Genomic DNA, 20695 nt, shown 5'->3' with positions numbered 1-20695 from the left:
AAAAGCCCGCTCCTTTAAAAGAGCGGGCGGGTCGAGATTAAGCCGGGGTGGCGTATTTGGCCAGGCGTGCATCGCCTTTCAGCACGGCCAGGGTGTTGGTGTGCACATCGTCCGCGGTAACGTCGGCTTTGCTGAAGATTTGCTGGAAGTGCTCGTGGGTGACAGCGGCGAAGTGCGCGCGGTCTTCAGGAGCGACGCCCAGTACCACAGCGTAGGTGGTCAGCGCTTCGCCTTCACCTTTGGCCATGTCTTCGGACAGCTCGTTCATCATGCCGTTCATGGCGAACCAGGATTTACCGCCGTAGGTCAGCGCGCTGTTGGTCGAGCAGCCGTTGGTGCCGGACGTCATGCCGAAGGTCGCGTTGCCGGAGGTACCGTTGGTGGTGGAGGCCAGGAAGTGAGCCGGAGTGCCGCGCTGTCCTTCGAACAGCATGTTGCCCCAACCACAGTCCGGACCGCCTGGCGCTTGGGCCATTGCGTTGATGGATACAGCGGTGAAAAGAGTACCGAGAAGAATCCGTTTCATAGCTTTGTTCTCTTTGTGTGCAAACCAATGGACAAGGGTTCTGGCCCATGTCGGCGCCAGTGGGCCGGTTATTAGTCCAGCCGCGCAGGTTGGAGTTTAGGCATGTTCCAAGGGTTCCGGGTTTTTTTCAGAAATATTCCTTGAAATAGCTGATTTTTATGCTGGGTCCATGAAGCCCGTTAGTGGCCCGTGCTTTCGCGTCAGCGTGCCTTGCCAGCCGGTGTACCCGGCGCCAGAATGCCCCATCTGCCCCGCCTGATGTAAGGAAGCCCGATGCCTGATCCTGTTGCTGCCAGCTTGCGTCTAGCGCCCGAAGCGCTGACCCGTCCGTTTTCCGCTGAACAGTTCAGCTTCTCGACCACCAATGATCTGGAGCCTTTTCGCGGTGTGCTTGGCCAGGAACGCGCAGTCGAAGCCTTGCAGTTCGGCGTGGCCATGCCGCGCCCCGGTTACAACGTATTTGTCATGGGCGAGCCCGGCACCGGCCGCTTCTCTTTCGTCAAGCGCTACCTGAAGGCCGAAGGCAAGCGCTTGCAGACCCCGGCCGACTGGGTCTACGTCAACAACTTCGATGAGCCTCGCGAACCGCGCGCGCTGGAGCTGCCTTCGGGAGCGGCGGGAGCGTTCATCAACGATATCAACGGCCTGATCGACAACCTGCTGGCGACCTTCCCGGCGGTCTTCGAGCATCCGTCCTATCAACAGAAGAAGAGCGCCATCGACCGCGCTTTCAACCAGCGTTACGACCGGGCCCTGGACGTCATCGAGCGCCTGGCGCTGGAGAAGGATGTCGCGCTGTACCGCGACAGCAGCAATATCGCCTTCACCCCGATGTTCGACGGCAAGGCCCTGGACGAAGCTGAGTTCGCGCAACTGCCTGAAGCCGACCGCGAGCGTTTCCATGAGGACATTTCCGCCCTGGAAGAGCGCCTCAACGAAGAACTGGCGAGCCTGCCGCAGTGGAAGCGCGAATCGAGCAACCAGCTGCGCCAGCTCAACGAAGAAACCATCACCCTGGCCTTGCAGCCGCTGCTGGCGCCGTTGTCCGAGAAGTACGCGGAAAACGCCGGCGTCTGCGGTTATCTGCAAGCGATGCAGGTGTACCTGCTCAAGACCGTGGTCGAGCAATTGGTGGATGACAGCAAGACCGACGCCGTGGCCCGCAAACTGCTGGAAGAGCAGTACTGCCCTAGCCTGGTGGTCGGCCATCCGGCCAGCGGCGGCGCGCCGGTGGTGTTCGAGCCGCACCCGACCTACGACAACCTGTTCGGCCGTATCGAATACAGCACCGACCAGGGCGCGCTGTACACCACTTACCGGCAACTGCGCCCGGGCGCCCTGCATCGGGCCAACGGCGGCTTCCTGATTCTCGAAGCCGAGAAGATGCTCGGCGAGCCCTTTGTCTGGGATGCGCTCAAGCGTGCCCTGCAATCGCGCAAGCTGAAGATGGAGTCGCCTTTGGGCGAGCTGGGGCGCCTGGCCACCGTGACCCTGACCCCGCAGCACATTCCGTTGCAGGTCAAGGTCATCATCATCGGCGCCCGGCAGTTGTACTACACGTTGCAGGACCTGGATCCGGACTTCCAGGAAATGTTCCGCGTGCTGGTGGACTTCGACGAAGACATCCCAATGGTGGATGAGAGCCTCGAGCAGTTCGCCCAACTGTTGAAAACCCGCACTTCCGAAGAAGGCATGGCACCGCTCACCGCGGACGCAGTGGCGCGCCTGGCGACCTACAGCGCCCGGCTGGCGGAGCACCAGGGGCGTTTGTCGGCGCGTATCGGCGATCTGTTCCAGCTGGTCAGCGAGGCGGACTTCATCCGTCACCTGGCCTCGGACGAGATGACCGATGCCGGTCACATCGAACGCGCGCTCAAGGCCAAGGCCACGCGCACCGGGCGGGTTTCGGCGCGGATTCTCGATGACATGCTGGCCGGGATCATCCTGATCGACACCGATGGCGCTGCCGTGGGCAAGTGCAACGGCCTGACGGTGCTGGAAGTGGGCGACTCGGCCTTCGGGGTGCCGGCGCGGATTTCCGCCACGGTTTACCCGGGCGGCAGCGGCATCGTCGACATCGAGCGCGAGGTCAATCTCGGCCAGCCGATTCACTCCAAGGGCGTGATGATTCTCACCGGTTACCTGGGGAGTCGCTATGCCCAGGAATTCCCCCTGGCGATCTCGGCGAGCATCGCGCTGGAGCAGTCCTACGGTTACGTCGATGGCGATAGCGCGTCGCTGGGCGAGGCTTGCACACTGATCTCGGCCTTGTCGAAAACCCCGCTCAAGCAGTGCTTCGCCATTACCGGATCGATCAACCAGTTCGGCGAAGTGCAGGCGGTGGGCGGGGTCAACGAGAAGATCGAAGGCTTCTTCCGCCTCTGCGAAGCGCGCGGCCTGACGGGGGAGCAAGGGGCCATCATTCCCCACGCCAACGTCGCCACCCTGATGCTCGACGAGAAGGTCCTGGCGGCGGTGCGCGCCGGGCAATTCCATGTGTATGCCGTACGTCAGGCCGACGAGGCCTTGAGCCTGCTGGTCGGCGAGCCCGCGGGCGAGCCGGATGCCGATGGCCAGTTCCCTGAAGGCAGCGTCAACGCGCGGGTGGTGGAGCGCCTGCGGGTGATCGCGGAAATGATCAGCGAGGACGATCTCAAGGAAGCGGAAAAAGAGCTGGCGCAAGAGGCGTTGGCTGAAGCCAAACCGGCGTGAACCTGAGCCGCGGCGAGGGCTCTACCCTCGTCGCGGCGCCGGTCCGCTGACGTCAAATTTTCGCGATAGACCATTCGGCGCCTGTGCAGTCGGTCAACTTTGCTTATCAGGCTTTTCTTCCTATTCTCAGGGCAAGGAGAAGGACAGTCGTCACTGGATCGAAACAGTCTTCATGCGAAGGCTGAACAGCGGATCTACCGAGGGTCGCCGCCATGTCGCGCAACCTCTGCCTTACCCGTCATTGCCTTGGCCTGGTCACCCGGATCGAATGCAGTATCCGCCCGCTGGCGGGGGATAACGGAATGTGGACCTTGTTGTTCGCCGCCGGAATGGCCGGTGAGCAACCCTCGGCCATCAAGGCCCAGGGCCCTTTCTGCGGTCCCAGCGTAGCCGAGTCCATCCTTGATTCCATCGTCGAAAGCCTCACCACCCATGGCTATCAGCTGGCGGACGATCCGCAGATCTGGTGCCTGCATCTTCAGGCGCAGCTACGGCAGATCAATGGCGAACGCTATCGCCATTGAGCCGATCCTTCCTGCATCCCGCCGCTGAGGCCTACTCGGCGGGCGGCGGATTCTCCAGTTTGTCGAGCTTGACCTCAAAGCCATATTCGACCGTGTTGAGCTCGCTGCGCTGGTAGGTTTCCAGTTCGCTGGGCTGTCCGTAGAAGTAATGCACATCGAAGGCTGCCGGGCCGTTGGCCGGCGTATCGTGGCTGACCGCAAGAATCTCCTTCAGGTATTGGCCGCTGCCGTCCTTGGCGTAGAAGCGCCAGGACTCGGACGGGAATAGCTTCTGATCGACGATCAGCGCATTGCCCCTGAGTTCCAGTCCTTTGGGCAGTTGGCTGGCGGCCAGGTTCTTCTTTTCGATACTGGCCAGGAACAGCGGGATCGAGCCGACGACGTAGGCCGGGGTTTCCGGGAACAGGGTCAGGTCGTAGGTGATCGAGCTGCGCAGCGGGTCGACCTCGACTGCTTCCGGGGGCAGCTCGATGGGTTCGCCGAGTTTGCCGCTGGTGTTCTGGGTGAAGAAGGTTACCGGGCTGTCGCCGGTGGAAAAGGAAGTGCCGAGCAGTTCGTCATTGAAGGTTTTCGGGTGGTCGAACTCGATCCGCGCCGCGCTGGCGTCCTCGGTGGATTGATGGGTAACCACGCTCTTCTTCAAGGTTTCCTCGTCCAGGTTGGCGTCCTTGAGGTAGTTCGGCGCCTGATCGTCATACACCACGACCGGCATCGGCAAGGGCTGGATCTTGTTGTCGGTGGTGGTACGGTCGAAGCGCTGTACCGGCAGGTTCAGGTCCTTGCGGGTAACGGTGGCCCCTGAGAAATCCAGCACATTGACTTCGAGCTTGTCGATCACACCGTTGAAATACACCTTGGTGTAATGGCTGTGCTGTTCGCGCTCGAAAGCTTTGCGCTGCTCTTCAATCTGTTGCTCGAAGGCCTCGCTCCAGGCTTTCTGTTTCTGCATTTCGCCGAGCTGCTTGGTATAGAAAGCAATCTGCTGGCTGGTTTCGTTGATCGATCCTGAGCGCGAAAGGACCTGGCCGGTGCTGTCACGGGCCTGTACCAGCAAAGGGTTGAGCGGCGTATCGCTGAGTTCCGGCGACAACGGAGCGCTGTTGGTCAGCTCGATTTCGGCGCTGTTCTTGTCCAGGGACAACAGCTTCACGCTGACGTTTTTGTCGCTGCGTTGCTTGCCGACATCGGCCTTGCCCAGTTCGAAGGTGAGGATCTGGCGCGGGGCGATCACTTCAGCCTTGCCTTGCAGGGTCACGGGCTGGGGCTGGTTCTTGTTTTCGACTTCCAGGCCTTCGATGAAGGGGTAGGTTACGGTCAGGTCGTCCGGGTTGGTCAGGTTGGAGCTGGACGGGCTCAGCTGGATCCCGGGATCGGTTTCCGACCATTCGGGCTGGAAGGCGATGACCTTGCCGTTGCTCAGGGTCACGGACTGCCATTCCAGGCCGTGGGGGAAGGGGAATTGCGCCGGCATGTTGAAGTTGAAGGGGAATACCGGCTGCAGGTCGGTCAGGTAGTCGGAATTGGACGCCTTGCGCAGTACGAACAGGCCATTGATGTAGGTGTCGACCAGGGCCTGCGGGCTGGGGTAGTGCTTGAGCAGGGCCAGGGCGTCGTCGCCGTATTCGGTTTCGATGGGTTTGCTCTTGAGGCGCAGTTGCGCACGTTCGAGCAGTAGCAGCGAACCGCCAAGGTCGGCGATCGCATCCTTGAGCCTGGGGTCCTGGATGGCGTCCAGGGACTGCTCGAATTGTGCGGTTTTCTGTTCCAGGCTGACCTGCTGCTTCTCGTCGCTGGGCGAGCAGCCACTGTTGAGCAGTACCGCGATACACAGGCCGGCACCCGCCAAAGGCAATCGCAAATCCATTCTCCAGGCTTCCTGTCTGATCTCATTGAGCGCTTCAAGTGATTCCGACACTAGCAGAAAAAACGCTCCGACAAACGCGCAGGTAATGGATTTCGTTGCGGTTTATGGGCTTTTGGCCGGCTGATATACTCGCCGCCATTTTTAGATCTGTGTGAGAGTCAATGGAACGTTTAATCGAGAATGCAATGTACGCCTCGCGCTGGCTGCTGGCGCCGATTTACTTCGGCCTGTCCCTGGGCCTGCTGGCCCTGGCGCTGAAGTTTTTCCAGGAAGTCTTCCACGTCATTCCCAACGTGTTCAGCATGGCCGAGTCCGACCTGATCCTGGTGCTGCTGTCGCTGATCGACATGGCGCTGGTGGGCGGTCTGCTGGTGATGGTGATGATTTCCGGCTACGAGAATTTCGTCTCCCAGCTGGATATCGACGAGAACAAGGAAAAGCTCAGCTGGCTGGGCAAGATGGATTCCTCATCGCTGAAAATGAAGGTGGCCGCGTCCATCGTGGCGATTTCCTCGATTCATCTGCTGCGGGTGTTCATGGACGCGAAGAACATCGAGCCGCAGTACCTGATGTGGTACGTGATCATCCACATGACCTTCGTGATCTCGGCATTCGCCATGGGCTATCTGGACAAGCTGACCAAGCACTGATCCCCTGATACCGCTGTCGCCACGCCGCCCGGCCGTTGTGAAACGGACGGGCGGTGTCGTTTGTGACTTGTGCTTTTACCTGCCCGGGCATATCCCTGTAAGGGTCACGGGCCTGTAGTGCGCGAGGTGCGTTCATGAACCTGTATGAGATGAATGCTTACGCTATCGCTGGAAAGATCGACGAACTGAACCTGATCTCCCTTGAGGGTGGTATCTACCTGCTCGAGGCGCGGATGCATGGGGCGGCCTACCCGTTGAGCGATGCCCAGGGCCAGATGTTGCCCCTGCGCTCGGTGGAGCATGCCCGGGAGGTGCTGCATGCCTTTCCCAAGCTGCCTTTCAACCTGATCCATACCTCGGTGCATGACGAGATGTGTGGCCTTGCGGCCAACGCCGAGGACAGCTTGCGTCTGCCTCTTGCCGTGCGTTCGGCCTGGTAGGCGGGACGCGCGTTCATCATCGCCGCGGCATCTGTGCTAGTCTGCTCGCCCTTTTGGTTCCGGGCGTTCCGGGCTGCGTTGTGTTCGCACGGCGGGCCTGCGAGCCGTCCGCACAGCGGAGCAGTGTCATGTCCGAAGTAAATCTGTCCACCGACGAAACCCGCGTCAGCTACGGTATCGGCCGTCAGCTGGGCGACCAGCTGCGTGACAACCCGCCACCAGGCGTGAGCCTGGACGCCATCCTGGCCGGCCTGACCGACGCATTCGCCGGCAAGCCTAGCCGTGTAGGTCAGGAAGAAATGTCCGCCAGCTTCAAGGTGATCCGCGAGATCATGCAGGCCGAAGCGGCCGCCAAGGCTGAAGCCGCTGCTGGCGCGGGCTTGGCATTCCTGGCTGAAAACGCCAAGCGTGAAGGCATCACCACTCTGGCGTCCGGCTTGCAGTTCGAAGTGCTGACCCAGGGCGAAGGTGCCAAGCCATCCCGTGAAGACAGCGTGCGTACTCACTACCACGGTACCCTGATCGACGGCACTGTGTTCGACAGCTCCTATGAGCGTGGCCAGCCTGCGGAATTCCCGGTCGGCGGCGTGATCGCTGGGTGGACCGAGGCGCTGCAACTGATGAATGCCGGCAGCAAATGGCGTCTGTACGTGCCGAGCGAACTGGCTTATGGCGCGCAAGGCGTGGGCAGCATCCCGCCGCACAGCGTTCTGGTGTTCGACGTCGAGCTGCTCGACGTTCTGTAAGCGCTAGAGCGTGTGCAGGAGCGGGCTTGCTCGCGATGGCTGCCGACTTGGCGGTGTTTCGCGGACAAGCCCGTTCCTGCGGGCTTTTCAGGTGTATTCATAACCGGATTCTTGCACCCAGGTTATGGCTCTCGGTTGCTCCGGCAGGGCGCAAGGCCCGTGCATAGCAGAACAGGAACAGGTTGCGGACCAACTCCTTGAGTACTACCGGTTCGCTGGAGCTCAAGCCGTTGAGGTCCAGGTCGCCCTGATCCTGTAACTCGCTCAAGGCTTCTTCTTCCAATACCGCGCAGACTTCCCCGGTTTCCCGATGCAGGATTCTCAGGTAAGGGTGTGGGCGGTCCAGCCATGCGTCGATCAAATAAGTCATGAGTCTCATCTCCTTGATGGGTTCAATGAGAATAATTCTTATTCAATGAATAGCAAGTACCTATTGGCAGTTTCTGCTTTTTTCTGTGTGGAAATTGTTATGGGTCAAAAGGGCTGGCCTTTTGATATGGGGCGAGACAGGCGGGGAGTCGGGGCGGGTGCGGGGAGGGTTTCACCCCGTGCCGGGCACGGGGTGAGAGCCGGAATATCAGACTTTGCGAACGAACTCGGACTTGAGTTTCATCGGGCCGATACCGTCGATCTTGCAGTCGATGTCGTGGTCGCCGTCACAAAGGCGGATGTTCTTGACCTTGGTACCGACTTTGACCACCAGCGAGGTGCCCTTGACCTTGAGGTCCTTGATCACGGTGATGGTGTCGCCGTCTTGCAGGACATTGCCGACCGAGTCCTTTTTCACGGTTTCGTCGGACGCGGCCTCGGCTTCAGCGTTGGCGGACCATTCGTGGGCGCATTCCGGGCAGATCAGCTGGACGCCGTCTTCATAGGTGTATTCGGAATTGCATTTCGGGCAGGGTGGCAGCGTGCTCACTAAGGCTCCTTGATTTCAGGAAGGCTAAAAAGCGCACATTATATAAGGTTTTGCGAGGGGGAGGGGGCATCAGGCGGAAAGCAGCGCGAACAAGCTTGCTCCTACAGAGTGGTAGGAGCGAACTTGTTCGCGATTGGAGTTTTCTTAGTGCGTGCGGGCTACCGCGAATTCGCTCAATTCAACCAGCGCGTCGCGGTACTCGCTCGGCGGCAGGGCTTCCAGGCAGGCAATGGCGCGAGCGGCATAGTCGCGGGCCAGTTGCGCTGTGTAGTCCAGGGAGCCTGAGGCCTCCACAGCTGCACGGATGCTCTCGAGGTCTTCGATCCCGCCTTTCTGGATCGCCTGGCGGACCAGCGCCGCCTGTTCCGGCGTGCCTTCGCGCATGGTGTAGATCAGCGGCAGGGTCGGCTTGCCTTCGGCCAGGTCGTCGCCGACGTTCTTGCCCAGGGTCTCTGCATCGCCGCGGTAGTCCAGCAGGTCGTCCACCAGCTGGAAGGCCACGCCCAAATGATCGCCGAAGGTGCGCAGGGCTTCGCTCTGCTCCTCGGTGGCGTCGGCCAGGGCGGCGGCGCTGTGGGTCGAGGCCTCGAAGAGCATCGCGGTCTTGCCGCGGATGACCTCCATGTAGGTTTCCTCGGTGGTGCTGGCATCGCGGACTTTCGACAGTTGCAGCACTTCGCCTTCGGCGATGATGCGGGTGGCTTGCGACAGGATCTTCATCACGGGCATCGAGCCCAGTTCGACCATCATCTCGAAGGACCGCGAGTACAGGAAATCGCCGACCAGCACGCTTGGGGCGTTGCCCCACATGGCGTTGGCGGTCGAGCGGCCACGGCGCATGCCGGACATGTCGACCACGTCGTCATGCAGCAGGGTCGCGGTGTGCAGGAACTCGATGGTGGCGGCCAGCAGTCGCAGGTCGTCGCCTTCGCGTCCCAGGGCCTTGCCACACAGCAGCACCAATAAAGGACGCAGGCGTTTACCCCCGGCCGAGGTAATGTAGTCGCCGATTTTCGATACCAGCGGCACTCGGGAAGTCAGCTGCTTCTTGATGATGCCGTCGACGGCGCTAAAATCGTCCGCCACCGCGTGGTAGAAAGCTTGGGGTTGCATCAGCGACAGGTGCTCCAGAAGGGTTGCGCGGCATGCTAGGACCCACGTCCGGGGCTGTCAAGGCGCGATGGACGGCCACTTGCATCGCCAAAGCAGCTTGCGTACAATCGCGCACCCTGAACTTCCTGGGCAGCACCTGCCTTACGCAATTGCACTTGGGCCGTTCCAGCCCCATGCAGCCATGCCAGCCAATACCTCTTCTTATAAAGAGCTGGGTGAGCAGGATTATCGGAGAAATACCATGTACGCAGTAATCGTTACCGGCGGTAAGCAATACAAGGTCGCTGAAGGTGAATACCTGAAGATCGAAAAACTGGAAATCGCTACTGGCGAATCCGTGACTTTTGACCGCGTTCTGTTGGTTGCCAATGGCGACGACGTGAACATCGGCGCACCTGTTGTTGCTGGCGCAACCGTCAAGGCTGAAGTGATCTCCCAAGGTCGTCACGATAAAGTCCGCATCATCAAGTTCCGTCGCCGTAAGCACCACATGAAGCGTATGGGCCACCGCCAGTGGTTCACCGAGATCAAAATCACCGGTATTCAGGCTTAATTTCAGCCTAATTCCTCACTAGGAGAATTGAACTCATGGCACACAAAAAAGCTGGTGGTAGTACCCGTAACGGTCGCGACTCAGAAGCCAAACGCCTTGGCGTGAAGATGTATGGCGGCCAGGTCATCAAGGCCGGCAACATCATCGTGCGTCAGCGCGGCACCCAATTCCACGCTGGCTACGGCGTTGGCATGGGTAAGGATCACACCCTCTTCGCGAAAATCGAAGGCGTGATCAAGTTTGAAGTAAAAGGCGCCTTCGGTCGTCGTTACGTGAGCGTCATCGCGGCTTAATTGCGCGATCGCTGGAAAAGCCCTGTCTTGCGACGGGGCTTTTTCGTTTGTGGGGTGAGTCTCTTGCAAAACTGTTTGTATGGGCTGCCAGCGCTGGATGTTACGGCCGTTGATCGGGGTCGCTGCGCTCATTTTTGCAAGAGTCTTATGTCTTAGTGTTTTTCAGCTCGTCCGTGCGGCGAGAGGCGTTTTGTTATGAAGTTCGTTGATGAAGTTTCGATCCGAGTAAAAGCTGGCGATGGCGGCAATGGCTGCATGAGTTTCCGTCGGGAAAAGTTCATCGAAAACGGTGGCCCGAACGGTGGTGATGGGGGTGACGGCGGTTCGATCTACATGATCGCCGACGAAAACCTGAATACCCTGGTGGACTACCGCTACACCCGTCACTTCGATGCCGAGCGTGGTTCCAATGGTGGCAGCACCGATTGCACTGGCAAGAAGGGCGAGGATCTCGAGCTGCGCGTGCCGGTCGGTACTACGGTGATCGATGCCGGTACCCAGGAAGTGATCGGCGACCTGACCAAGGCCGGTCAGCGTTTGCTGGTGGTGCAGGGCGGCTGGCATGGTTTGGGTAACACCCGTTTCAAGTCCAGTACCAACCGTGCGCCGCGCCAGACCACTCCAGGCAAGCCGGGCGAGCAGCGCGACCTCAAGCTGGAATTGAAAGTGCTGGCGGACGTTGGTCTGCTGGGCCTGCCGAATGCTGGCAAGAGCACCTTTATCCGCTCGGTTTCCGCGGCCAAGCCGAAAGTCGCCGACTACCCGTTCACGACTCTGGTGCCGAACTTGGGCGTGGTCAGTGTCGACCGCTGGAAGAGCTTCGTGATCGCCGACATTCCGGGCCTGATCGAAGGCGCCTCCGATGGCGCGGGCCTGGGGATCCGTTTCCTTAAGCACTTGGCGCGTACCCGTCTGCTGCTGCATCTCGTGGACATGGCGCCGCTGGACGAAAGCAGTTCGGCCGATGCTGCGGAAGTGATTGTCAACGAGTTGGTCAAGTTCAGTCCGTCGCTGGCCGAGCGCGACCGTTGGCTGGTGCTGAACAAGTGCGACCAGATCCTCGAGGAAGAGCATGAGGAGCGGGTCAAGGAGATCGTCGATCGCCTGGAGTGGACCGGTCCGGTGTACGTGATCTCGGCTATTTCCAAAGACGGCACTGAGCGCCTGAGTCGCGACATCATGCGTTACCTGGAAGATCGTGCCGATCGCTTGGCGGCCGATCCGGTATATGCCGACGAATTGGCCGAGCTCGATCAGCGGATCGAAGACGAGGCGCGCGCCCAGTTGCAGGCTCTGGATGACCAGCGCGCCCTGCGTCGCAGTGGCGTGAAGAGCGTGCATGACATCGGCGACGATGATTGGGACGAGGAAGATGTGGATGACGAAGACGGTCCGGAAATCATTTACGTCCGCGACTGATTCGTTGCAGTAAACTACAAGCGCCGCTCACCGAGCGGCGTTTTAGTATCTGGAAAATGCAGTATCGAGAAGCTTGGTATCAACAAACGTAGCCACGAATAACTTATGGGCGCGCTCGGTCGCGTGGCTCTCAAGCTAAGGTTGAAGAAGATGCGGAGTAAGGTGACAGGTGCGCAGCGCTGGGTCGTGAAGATCGGTAGTGCACTGCTGACGGCGGACGGCAAGGGGCTGGATCGCGCGGCAATGGGCGTTTGGGTCGAGCAGATGGTGGCCTTGCATGAGGCTGGCGTCGAGCTGGTATTGGTTTCCTCCGGTGCGGTAGCGGCCGGCATGAGTCGCCTGGGCTGGACCGCACGACCGAGTGCGATGCATGAGTTGCAGGCGGCCGCGGCCATTGGCCAGATGGGACTGGTGCAGGCCTGGGAGTCGAGTTTTGCCGAGCATGGCTTGCACACGGCGCAGATTCTGCTGACCCATGATGACTTGTCCGACCGCAAACGTTACCTGAATGCCCGCAGCACCTTGCGTGCGCTGGTCGAGCTCAAGGTGATTCCGGTCATCAACGAAAACGACACCGTGGTCACCGACGAGATCCGCTTCGGCGACAACGACACCCTGGCCGCTTTGGTGGCTAACCTGGTCGAGGCTGACCTGTTGGTGATCCTCACCGACCGCGACGGCATGTTCGACGCCGATCCGCGCAGCAACCCCGATGCCCAGCTGATTTACGAGGCGCGTGCCGACGATCCGGCGCTGGATGCGGTGGCGGGCGGAACCGGTGGTGCGCTGGGGCGTGGGGGCATGCAAACCAAGCTGCGTGCGGCGCGTCTGGCTGCGCGTTCCGGGGCGCATACGATTATCGTCGGTGGGCGTTTGCCGCGGGTGCTGGATCGCCTGAAGGCTGGCGAGCGCCTGGGGACCCTGCTCTCGCCGGAGCGCGGCATGCTTGCGGCGCGCAAGCAGTGGCTGGCTGGGCATCTGCAGACTCGCGGCACGCTGGTGTTGGACGATGGCGCGGTATCGGCCTTGTCCCAGGGCAACAAGAGTCTGCTGCCGGTGGGGGTCAAGCTGGTTCAGGGTAGCTTCCGTCGGGGTGAAATGGTGGTGTGCGTGGCGCCGGACGGGCGCGAAATCGCGCGCGGCCTGGCCAATTACAGTGCCCTGGAGGCGCAAAAGATCATCGGTCAGTCTTCTGATGCGATTGTCGGCTTGCTGGGGTATATGGCTGAGCCTGAGTTGGTTCACCGTGACAACCTGATTCTGGTCTAAGGAAAAACCAATGCGCATAGCAAAAGGATGGTTGGGGTTGTTGTTGGCGATGCCGCTGATGGCATCTGCCGAGGAAATCGGCCAGGTTTCCACGGTGTTCAAGTTTGTCGGGCCCAATGATCGCATTGTGGTCGAGGCCTTCGATGATCCGAAGGTGGACGGGGTGACCTGCTACCTGTCGCGCGCCAAGACCGGCGGTGTAAAGGGTGGCTTGGGGTTGGCGGAGGATCGTGCCGAGGCTTCCATCGCCTGTCGCCAGGTTGGGCCGATCAGCTTCAAGGGCGAGCTCAAGGATGGTGATGAGGTGTTCAAGGAGCGTACTTCGCTGGTGTTCAAGACCATGCAGGTGGTGCGTTTTCTCGACAAGAAGCGCAACACCCTGGTGTATCTGGTCTACAGCGATCGTCTGATCGAGGGTAGCCCGCAGAATGCGGTGACGGCGATTCCGATTTTGCCGTGGGCGCAGAACCCGTAAACCCCATCGCGAGCAGGCTCGCTCCTACAGGCTTGGCGCCCCCTTGTAGGGGCGAGCTTGCTCGCGATAGCGTTTTACCTGGCGAATCAATAAATCGCAGGCAATAAAAAACCGACCCTGGGGTCGGTTTTTTAACAAGCGTGTCGCTTAGGCTGCAGCAGCAAGGTTCAGAGCCTTGATGTGGCCATTCAGGCGGCCTTTATGGCGAGCAGCTTTGTTCTTGTGGATGATGCCTTTATCGGCCATACGGTCGATAACTGGCACGGCCAGAACATAAGCAGCTTGCGCTTTAGCGGCGTCTTTTGCGTCGATGGCTTTCACTACGTTCTTGATGTAGGTACGAACCATGGAACGCAGGCTGGCGTTGTGGCTGCGACGCTTCTCAGCCTGTTTTGCACGTTTTTTGGCGGAAGGTGTGTTGGCCACCGTCGAGCTCCTCGAAAGACTTTTTGGGAAATAGCAAACAAAATAGGCCGCGAATCATGCCGATGAGTTGATGTGTTGTCAAGGGCGTGTGAGACGTTCCGCTGAGTGGTTGGATCTGAAGAGGCGGGATATTTATTTCCGGCGCTTGACCTGTAAACTCGCGAGCTTTGGCTCTGTGCTGTTGCGGCGCGGAGTATCGCACAAGTGGGCGCATTGTTCGCCTGCTGTTTATCTACAGGCAAAAAACCTTTTCATGAACCTGCTCAAGTCGTTGGCCGCTGTCAGCTCTATCACCATGCTCTCCCGGGTTCTGGGGTTCGTTCGCGATACCATCATTGCGCGAACGTTCGGCGCCGGCATGGCGACGGACGCCTTTTTCATCGCTTTCAAACTGCCCAATCTGTTGCGCCGGATCTTTGCCGAAGGCGCCTTTTCCCAAGCTTTTGTGCCGATCCTGGCGGAATACAAAAGCCAGCAGGGCGAAGAGGCGACCCGCACCTTTATTGCTTATGTCTCCGGTTTGCTGACGCTGGTACTGGCGCTGGTGACCGCGCTTGGGATCATTGCCGCGCCCTGGGTGATCTGGGCGACGGCCCCGGGTTTTGTCGATACGCCGGAAAAATTCGCGCTGACCACTGATCTGTTGCGCGTGACCTTTCCTTATATATTGCTGATTTCGCTGTCCTCGCTGGCAGGGGCGATTCTCAATACCTGGAACCGTTTCTCGGTCCCGGCGTTCGTGCCGACGCTGTTGAACGTCGCCATGATCGTGTTTTCGGTATTCCTGACGCCGTATTTCGATCCGCCGGTCATGGCCCTGGGTTGGGCGGTGCTGGCAGGCGGCCTGGCGCAGCTGCTGTACCAGCTGCCGCACCTGAAGAAGATCGGCATGCTTGTGCTGCCGCGCCTGAACCTGCGCGACACCGGGGTCTGGCGAGTGCTGAAACAGATGCTGCCGGCCATTCTCGGGGTTTCGGTGAGCCAGATCTCGCTGATCATCAACACCATTTTCGCTTCCTTCCTGGTGGCCGGTTCGGTGTCCTGGATGTACTACGCCGACCGGCTGATGGAGCTGCCTTCCGGGGTGCTGGGGGTGGCGCTGGGGACGATCCTGTTGCCGACGCTGGCCAAGACCTACGCCAACAAGGACCGGCACGAATATTCGCGGATTCTCGATTGGGGCCTGCGCCTGTGCTTCATGCTGGTGCTGCCTTGCGCGCTGGCGCTGGGGATCCTGGCCGAGCCGCTGACGGTATCGCTGTTCCAGTACGGCCAGTTCAGTGCCTTCGATGCCGCGATGACCCAGCGGGCGCTGGTCGCCTATTCGGTCGGGTTGCTCGCGATCATCGTGATCAAGGTCCTGGCGCCGGGCTTCTATGCCCAGCAGAACATCCGTACGCCCGTGAAAATCGCGATTTTCACCCTGGTCGTCACGCAGTTGCTGAACCTGGCGTTCGTTGGCTCGCTCAAGCATGCGGGCCTGGCGCTGGCGATCAGTGTCGGGGCCTGTATCAACGCTGGCCTGCTGTTCTATCAGTTGCGGAAAAAGCAGATGTTCCTGCCGCAGCCGGGATGGGGCAAATTCGCCTTCAAGCTGATTATTGCGGTGAGCGTGATGTCGGCGGTGCTGGTGGGCTTGCTGCAGTTCATGCCGGCCTGGGACCAGGGCCATATGCTCGAACGTTTCCTGCGCCTGGGGGCGTTGGTGGGCGCGGGTGTCGTGGCCTATTTCGGCATGCTGGTCTTGCTCGGTTTCCGCCTGCGCGACTTCAATCGCAAGGCGTTGAGCTGAGGTTTCGGGGGCCTTGAACGTCAGTCGGGCGGTGGTTTTGTCGGTTCGATCACTTTGGCGCGTGCTGTTGCCTGTCGCCGGCCGTCGGGTGTGGTTATAATCGGCCACTTTACGAGCAAGAAGCGCGTTATGCAGCTGGTCCGAGGCCTCCACAACCTGCGCCCCCAGCATCGGGGCTGTGTCGCCACTATTGGCAACTTCGACGGTGTTCACCGTGGTCACCAGGCTATCCTGGGCCGGCTGCGTGAGCGTGCGCTCGAGCTGGGCGTGCCCAGCTGCGTGGTGATTTTCGAGCCGCAGCCGCGCGAGTTTTTTGCTCCCGAGACCGCCCCGGCCCGCCTGGCGCGCTTGCGCGACAAGCTGCAACTGCTGGCCGAGGAAGGCGTCGACCGGGTCCTGTGCCTGGCTTTCAACCAGCGCTTGAGCAAGCTCAGCGCCAGCGAATTCGTCGAGACGATCCTGGTCGACGGCCTTGGCGTGCAGCATCTGGAAGTCGGCGACGACTTTCGTTTTGGTTGCGACCGGGTCGGCGACTTCGATTTCCTGCAAAAGGCCGGCCTCACCCACGGTTTTACCGTCGAGGCGGCGCAAACCGTCGAGCTGGACGGTCTGCGCGTCAGCAGTACCCAGGTCCGCAATGCGCTGGCCGCCGCCGATTTCGTGTTGGCCGAGCGTCTGCTCGGTCGCCCGTTCCGCATTGCCGGACGTGTCCTGCACGGGCAGAAGCTGGCGCGCCAGTTGGGCACGCCAACCGCCAACGTGCAGCTCAAGCGCCGTCGCGTGCCGCTGTCCGGGGTCTACCTGGTGAATGTCGACATCGACGGCAAGACCTGGCCGGGCGTCGCCAATATCGGTGTGCGGCCGACGGTGGCAGGGGATGGCAAGGCCCACCTGGAAGTCCATCTTTTAGATTTTGCCGGCGACCTGTACGACCGGCGTTTGACGGTGGTTTTCCACCACAAGCTGCGTGAAGAGCAGCGTTTCGCCTCTCTGGAGGCCCTGAAGACGGCGATCAATGCGGATGTCGCCGCCGCCCGTGCCGAAGTGGCACGTATCCATAGCGCCAATCGCTAATGAAGAGCCTTAAATGACCGACTATAAAGCCACGCTAAACCTTCCGGACACCGCCTTCCCAATGAAGGCCGGCCTGCCTCAGCGCGAACCGCAGATTCTGCAGCGCTGGGACAGCATTGGCCTGTACGGTAAGTTGCGCGAAATTGGCAAGGATCGTCCGAAGTTCGTGCTTCACGACGGTCCGCCCTACGCCAACGGCTCGATTCACATCGGTCATGCGGTCAACAAGATTCTCAAGGACATGATCATCCGCTCGAAGACCCTGGCGGGCTTCGACGCGCCTTACGTTCCGGGCTGGGACTGCCATGGCCTGCCGATCGAGCACAAGGTCGAAGTCACCCACGGCAAGAACCTGACGTCGGACAAGACCCGCGAACTGTGCCGCGCCTACGCCACCGAGCAGATCGAAGGCCAGAAGGCCGAGTTCATCCGCCTGGGCGTGCTGGGCGACTGGGCCAACCCGTACAAGACCATGGATTTCGCCAACGAAGCCGGGGAAATCCGCGCACTGGCTGAGATGGTCAAGGGCGGTTTCGTGTTCAAGGGCCTCAAGCCGGTGAACTGGTGCTTCGACTGCGGCTCGGCCCTGGCCGAGGCGGAAGTCGAGTACCAGGACAAGAAATCCTCGACCATCGACGTGGCGTTCCCGATCGCCGACGAAGACAAGCTGGCCGCCGCTTTCGGCCTGGCCACGCTGAACAAGCCGGCGTCGATCGTGATCTGGACCACCACCCCCTGGACCATCCCGGCCAACCAGGCGTTGAACGTGCACCCTGAGTTCAACTACGCCCTGGTCGACGCTGGCGACAAGCTGCTGGTCCTGGCCGAAGAGCTGGTGGAGTCCTGCCTGGCCCGCTACAACCTGGAAGGCTCGGTGATCGCCACCGCTCCGGGCTCGGCCCTGGAACTGATCAATTTCCGTCACCCGTTCTACGATCGTTTGTCGCCGGTGTACCTGGCCGAATACGTCGAGCTGGGCGCGGGTACCGGCGTGGTTCACTCGGCTCCGGCCTACGGCGAAGACGACTTCGTGACCTGCAAGCGTTACGGCATGGTCAACGACGACATCCTCAATCCGGTGCAGAGCAACGGCGTGTACGCCACCTCGCTGGAGTTTTTTGGCGGCCAGTTCATCTGGAAGGCCAACCCGGCGATCGTCGACAAGCTGACCGAAGTCGGTGCGCTGCTGCACACCGAAACCATCAGCCACAGCTACATGCACTGCTGGCGCCACAAGACGCCGTTGATCTATCGCGCCACCGCGCAATGGTTCGTCGGTATGGACAAGCAGCCGGAAGTCGGCGACACCCTGCGCCAGCGTGCCCTGCAAGCCATCGAGGACACCCAGTTCGTACCGGCCTGGGGCCAGGCGCGCCTGCACTCGATGATCGCCAATCGCCCGGACTGGTGCATCTCCCGCCAGCGCAACTGGGGCGTGCCGATCCCGTTCTTCCTGAACAAGGAAAGCGGCGAACTGCACCCGCGCACCGTCGAGTTGATGGAAGAGGTGGCCAAGCGCGTCGAACTGGAAGGCATCGAAGCCTGGTTCAAGATGGACGCCGCCGAGCTGCTCGGCGATGAAGCGCCGCACTACGACAAGATCAGCGACACCCTGGACGTCTGGTTCGACTCCGGTACCACGCACTGGCACGTGCTGCGCGGTTCGCACTCGATGGGCCATGAAAGCGGCCCGCGCGCCGACCTGTACCTGGAAGGTTCCGACCAGCACCGCGGCTGGTTCCACTCGTCGCTGCTGACCGGTTGCGCCATCGATAACCACGCGCCGTATCGCGAGCTGCTGACCCACGGTTTCACCGTCGACGAGAACGGCCGCAAGATGTCCAAGTCCCTGGGCAACGTGATCGCACCGCAGAAGGTCAACGACACCCTGGGCGCCGACATCATGCGTCTGTGGGTTTCGGCCACCGACTACTCGGGCGAAATGGCGGTTTCCGACCAGATCCTGCAGCGCAGCGCTGACGCCTACCGGCGTATTCGCAACACCGCGCGCTTCCTGCTTTCCAACCTGAGCGGCTTCAACCCGGCCACCGATATCCTGCCGGCCGAGGAGATGCTCGCCCTGGACCGTTGGGCCGTGGACCGTACCCTGCTGCTGCAGCGCGAGCTGGAGCTGCATTACGGCGAATATCGTTTCTGGAACGTCTACTCCAAGGTGCACAACTTCTGCGTGCAGGAGCTGGGCGGCTTCTACCTGGACATCATCAAGGACCGCCAGTACACCACCGGCGCCGACAGCAAGGCCCGCCGTTCGTGCCAGACCGCGCTGTTCCACATCTCCGAAGCGCTGGTGCGCTGGATCGCGCCGATCCTCGCCTTCACCGCCGACGAGCTGTGGCAATACCTGCCGGGCGAGCGCAACGAGTCGGTGATGCTCAACACCTGGTATGAAGGCTTGAGCGAATTGCCGGAAGGCTTCGAGCTCGATCGCGCCTATTGGGACCGGATCATGGCGGTCAAGGTTGCGGTCAACAAGGAAATGGAAATCCAGCGCGCGGCCAAGGCCGTCGGTGGCAACCTGCAAGCCGAAGTGACCCTGTATGCCGAAGACGCGCTGAGCGCCGACTTGGCCAAGCTGAGCAACGAGCTGCGTTTTGTGCTGATCACCTCCACCGCCAGCGTTGCGCCGTTCGTGCAGGCTCCGGCGGATGCGGTGGAAACCGAAGTCGCCGGCCTCAAGCTGAAAGTGGTCAAGTCTGGCTTCGCCAAGTGCGCCCGCTGCTGGCACTGCCGTGAAGACGTTGGTGTGCACCCGGAGCATCCGGAAATCTGCGGTCGTTGCGTCGACAACATCAGCGGCGCAGGCGAGGTTCGTCACTATGCCTAATGCCGCGGGCCGTTTCGGCCGTCTGGGCTGGTTGTGGCTGAGCGTGCTGGTCCTGGTCATCGACCAGGCCAGCAAGCTGCACTTCGAAAGCTCGTTGTCGATGTACCAGCAGATCGTGGTGATCCCGGATTACTTCAGCTGGACCCTGGCCTACAACACTGGCGCGGCGTTCAGCTTCCTGGCGGACAGTTCGGGCTGGCAGCGCTGGCTGTTCGCTCTGATCGCGATAGTGGTCAGCGCGGTGCTGGTGGTCTGGCTCAAGCGCCTGGGGCGCAACGAAACCTGGCTGGCGGTGGCCCTGGCACTGGTGCTGGGCGGCGCGCTGGGCAACCTGTACGACCGCATCGCCCTGGGCCATGTGATCGACTTCATCCTGGTGCATTGGCAGAACCGCTGGTATTTCCCGGCGTTCAACTTCGCTGACAGCGCCATCAGCGTAGGCGCGGTGATGCTTGCGCTGGATATGTTCAAAAGCAAGAAAACCGGAGAAGCCGTTCATGACTGAACAGGTATTGGCTGGGCAACGCATCGGCCAGAACACGGAAGTCACTTTGCATTTCGCATTGCGCCTGGAGAACGGCGACACGGTGGACAGCACCTTCGACAAGGCCCCGGCGACCTTCAAGGTCGGCGATGGCAACCTGTTGCCAGGTTTCGAAGCGGCGCTGTTCGGTTTCAAGGCCGGCGACAAGCGTAATCTGACCGTCGAGCCGGAAAACGCCTTTGGCCAGCCGAACCCGCAGAATGTGCAGGTCATTCCGCGTTCGCAGTTCCAGGACATGGAGCTATCGGAAGGCTTGCTGGTGATCTTCAACGATGCGGCGAATACCGAGCTGCCGGGCGTGGTCAAAGCGTTTGACGACGCTCAGGTGACCGTTGATTTCAACCATCCGTTGGCCGGCAAGACGTTGACCTTCGATGTCGAGATCATCGACGTCAAAGCGCTTTAAAGGCATCGCGAGCAAGCTCGCTCCTACAGGGACCGCGGTGTTTGTGTAGGAGCGAGCTTGCTCGCGATCAACCGCGAAGCGGTTGCCATGATTATTCCTTGCCCG

21 protein-coding genes are annotated in these 20695 nt (G+C 60.7%); 15 read left to right on the top strand and 6 right to left on the bottom strand.

Annotation, left to right across the window (positions count from 1 at the left end):
• Window positions 1-37: 37 nt before the first annotated feature.
• Entirely contained in the window at window positions 38-526 is a 489-nt protein-coding gene (locus tag BTN82_RS25465; RefSeq protein WP_075121818.1) for a DUF3015 domain-containing protein, read from the bottom strand.
• Window positions 527-799: 273 nt separating this feature from the next.
• On the opposite strand from BTN82_RS25465, the gene BTN82_RS25460 reads away from it, so the two are divergent.
• Window positions 800-3238: a Lon protease family protein gene (locus BTN82_RS25460; RefSeq protein WP_075121817.1), complete on the top strand. Its 2439-nt coding sequence runs from the start codon at window positions 800-802 to the stop codon at window positions 3236-3238.
• Between the two features lie 212 nt (window positions 3239-3450).
• Window positions 3451-3762, top strand: coding sequence for a hypothetical protein (locus BTN82_RS25455; protein ID WP_075121816.1), 312 nt, complete (start codon window positions 3451-3453; stop codon window positions 3760-3762).
• 31 nt (window positions 3763-3793) lie between these two features.
• On the opposite strand, the gene BTN82_RS25450 is transcribed toward BTN82_RS25455, so the two are convergent.
• Entirely contained in the window at window positions 3794-5626 is a 1833-nt protein-coding gene (locus BTN82_RS25450) for a hypothetical protein (protein ID WP_075121815.1), read from the bottom strand.
• Between the two features lie 161 nt (window positions 5627-5787).
• On the opposite strand from BTN82_RS25450, the gene BTN82_RS25445 reads away from it, so the two are divergent.
• From BTN82_RS25445 to BTN82_RS25435, 3 genes are all read left to right on the top strand, one after another.
• Window positions 5788-6276 carry a TIGR00645 family protein gene (locus BTN82_RS25445; RefSeq protein WP_075121814.1) on the top strand — a complete coding sequence of 163 codons (489 nt, stop codon included), beginning with the start codon at window positions 5788-5790 and terminating at the stop codon, window positions 6274-6276.
• A gap of 134 nt (window positions 6277-6410) precedes the next feature.
• Window positions 6411-6716, top strand: a complete 306-nt coding sequence (locus BTN82_RS25440) for a DUF6482 family protein (protein ID WP_075121813.1) — start codon at window positions 6411-6413, stop codon at window positions 6714-6716.
• Between the two features lie 128 nt (window positions 6717-6844).
• Window positions 6845-7462 (top strand): FKBP-type peptidyl-prolyl cis-trans isomerase, encoded by a 618-nt coding sequence (locus BTN82_RS25435; RefSeq protein WP_007924751.1) that lies wholly within the window; start codon window positions 6845-6847, stop codon window positions 7460-7462.
• Between the two features lie 97 nt (window positions 7463-7559).
• Here BTN82_RS25435 and BTN82_RS25430 read toward each other — a convergent pair whose 3' ends face one another.
• The 3 genes from BTN82_RS25430 to BTN82_RS25420 all read right to left on the bottom strand — a co-directional run bounded on the left by BTN82_RS25430 (window position 7560) and on the right by BTN82_RS25420 (window position 9494).
• Complete coding sequence (locus BTN82_RS25430) at window positions 7560-7832, bottom strand: hypothetical protein (protein WP_075121812.1); 273 nt, start codon at window positions 7830-7832, stop codon at window positions 7560-7562.
• Window positions 7833-8039: 207 nt separating this feature from the next.
• Window positions 8040-8381 (bottom strand): zinc ribbon domain-containing protein YjdM, encoded by a 342-nt coding sequence (locus BTN82_RS25425; RefSeq protein ID WP_075121811.1) that lies wholly within the window; start codon window positions 8379-8381, stop codon window positions 8040-8042.
• Between the two features lie 144 nt (window positions 8382-8525).
• Window positions 8526-9494, bottom strand: a complete 969-nt coding sequence (locus BTN82_RS25420) for a polyprenyl synthetase family protein (protein ID WP_075121810.1) — start codon at window positions 9492-9494, stop codon at window positions 8526-8528.
• Between the two features lie 241 nt (window positions 9495-9735).
• On the opposite strand from BTN82_RS25420, the gene rplU reads away from it, so the two are divergent.
• The 5 genes from rplU to BTN82_RS25395 all read left to right on the top strand — a co-directional run bounded on the left by rplU (window position 9736) and on the right by BTN82_RS25395 (window position 13503).
• Complete coding sequence (gene rplU, locus BTN82_RS25415) at window positions 9736-10047, top strand: 50S ribosomal protein L21 (RefSeq protein ID WP_007924746.1); 312 nt, start codon at window positions 9736-9738, stop codon at window positions 10045-10047.
• Window positions 10048-10082: 35 nt separating this feature from the next.
• Window positions 10083-10340 carry a 50S ribosomal protein L27 gene (gene rpmA / locus BTN82_RS25410; protein WP_016773121.1) on the top strand — a complete coding sequence of 86 codons (258 nt, stop codon included), beginning with the start codon at window positions 10083-10085 and terminating at the stop codon, window positions 10338-10340.
• A gap of 195 nt (window positions 10341-10535) precedes the next feature.
• The gene (gene cgtA, locus BTN82_RS25405; protein WP_075121809.1) at window positions 10536-11759 is read left to right on the top strand and encodes an Obg family GTPase CgtA; all 1224 of its coding nucleotides are present in this window, start codon (window positions 10536-10538) and stop codon (window positions 11757-11759) included.
• A 150-nt stretch (window positions 11760-11909) separates the two neighbouring features.
• Window positions 11910-13028, top strand: a complete 1119-nt coding sequence (proB, locus tag BTN82_RS25400) for a glutamate 5-kinase (RefSeq protein WP_075121808.1) — start codon at window positions 11910-11912, stop codon at window positions 13026-13028.
• Between the two features lie 10 nt (window positions 13029-13038).
• Entirely contained in the window at window positions 13039-13503 is a 465-nt protein-coding gene (locus tag BTN82_RS25395; RefSeq protein WP_075121807.1) for a CreA family protein, read from the top strand.
• Window positions 13504-13650: 147 nt separating this feature from the next.
• Here the strand turns inward: BTN82_RS25395 and rpsT are convergent, their stop codons facing one another.
• Window positions 13651-13929, bottom strand: a complete 279-nt coding sequence (gene rpsT / locus BTN82_RS25390; RefSeq protein ID WP_016967023.1) for a 30S ribosomal protein S20 — start codon at window positions 13927-13929, stop codon at window positions 13651-13653.
• Window positions 13930-14182: 253 nt separating this feature from the next.
• On the opposite strand from rpsT, the gene murJ reads away from it, so the two are divergent.
• From murJ to fkpB, 5 genes are all read left to right on the top strand, one after another.
• The gene (gene murJ / locus BTN82_RS25380) at window positions 14183-15721 is read left to right on the top strand and encodes a murein biosynthesis integral membrane protein MurJ (protein WP_075121806.1); all 1539 of its coding nucleotides are present in this window, start codon (window positions 14183-14185) and stop codon (window positions 15719-15721) included.
• Window positions 15722-15850: 129 nt separating this feature from the next.
• The gene (ribF, locus tag BTN82_RS25375; RefSeq protein ID WP_075121805.1) at window positions 15851-16795 is read left to right on the top strand and encodes a bifunctional riboflavin kinase/FAD synthetase; all 945 of its coding nucleotides are present in this window, start codon (window positions 15851-15853) and stop codon (window positions 16793-16795) included.
• Between the two features lie 13 nt (window positions 16796-16808).
• The gene (gene ileS / locus BTN82_RS25370) at window positions 16809-19640 is read left to right on the top strand and encodes an isoleucine--tRNA ligase (protein ID WP_075121804.1); all 2832 of its coding nucleotides are present in this window, start codon (window positions 16809-16811) and stop codon (window positions 19638-19640) included.
• Window positions 19633-20145 carry a signal peptidase II gene (gene lspA, locus BTN82_RS25365; RefSeq protein ID WP_075121803.1) on the top strand — a complete coding sequence of 171 codons (513 nt, stop codon included), beginning with the start codon at window positions 19633-19635 and terminating at the stop codon, window positions 20143-20145. Before ileS ends, lspA begins: the two co-directional genes overlap by 8 nt.
• Complete coding sequence (fkpB, locus tag BTN82_RS25360) at window positions 20138-20590, top strand: FKBP-type peptidyl-prolyl cis-trans isomerase (protein WP_075121802.1); 453 nt, start codon at window positions 20138-20140, stop codon at window positions 20588-20590. The genes lspA and fkpB overlap by 8 nt, the downstream gene beginning before the upstream one ends.
• The last annotated feature ends 105 nt before the right edge of the window (window positions 20591-20695 follow it).

Source organism: Pseudomonas chlororaphis, assembly GCF_001921865.1.
GTDB classification, from domain to species: Bacteria; Pseudomonadota; Gammaproteobacteria; order Pseudomonadales; family Pseudomonadaceae; genus Aquipseudomonas; species Aquipseudomonas chlororaphis_D.
The sequence above is the reverse complement of the archived record's forward strand: the minus strand, read 5'-3'. Positions and strand labels throughout refer to the sequence as shown.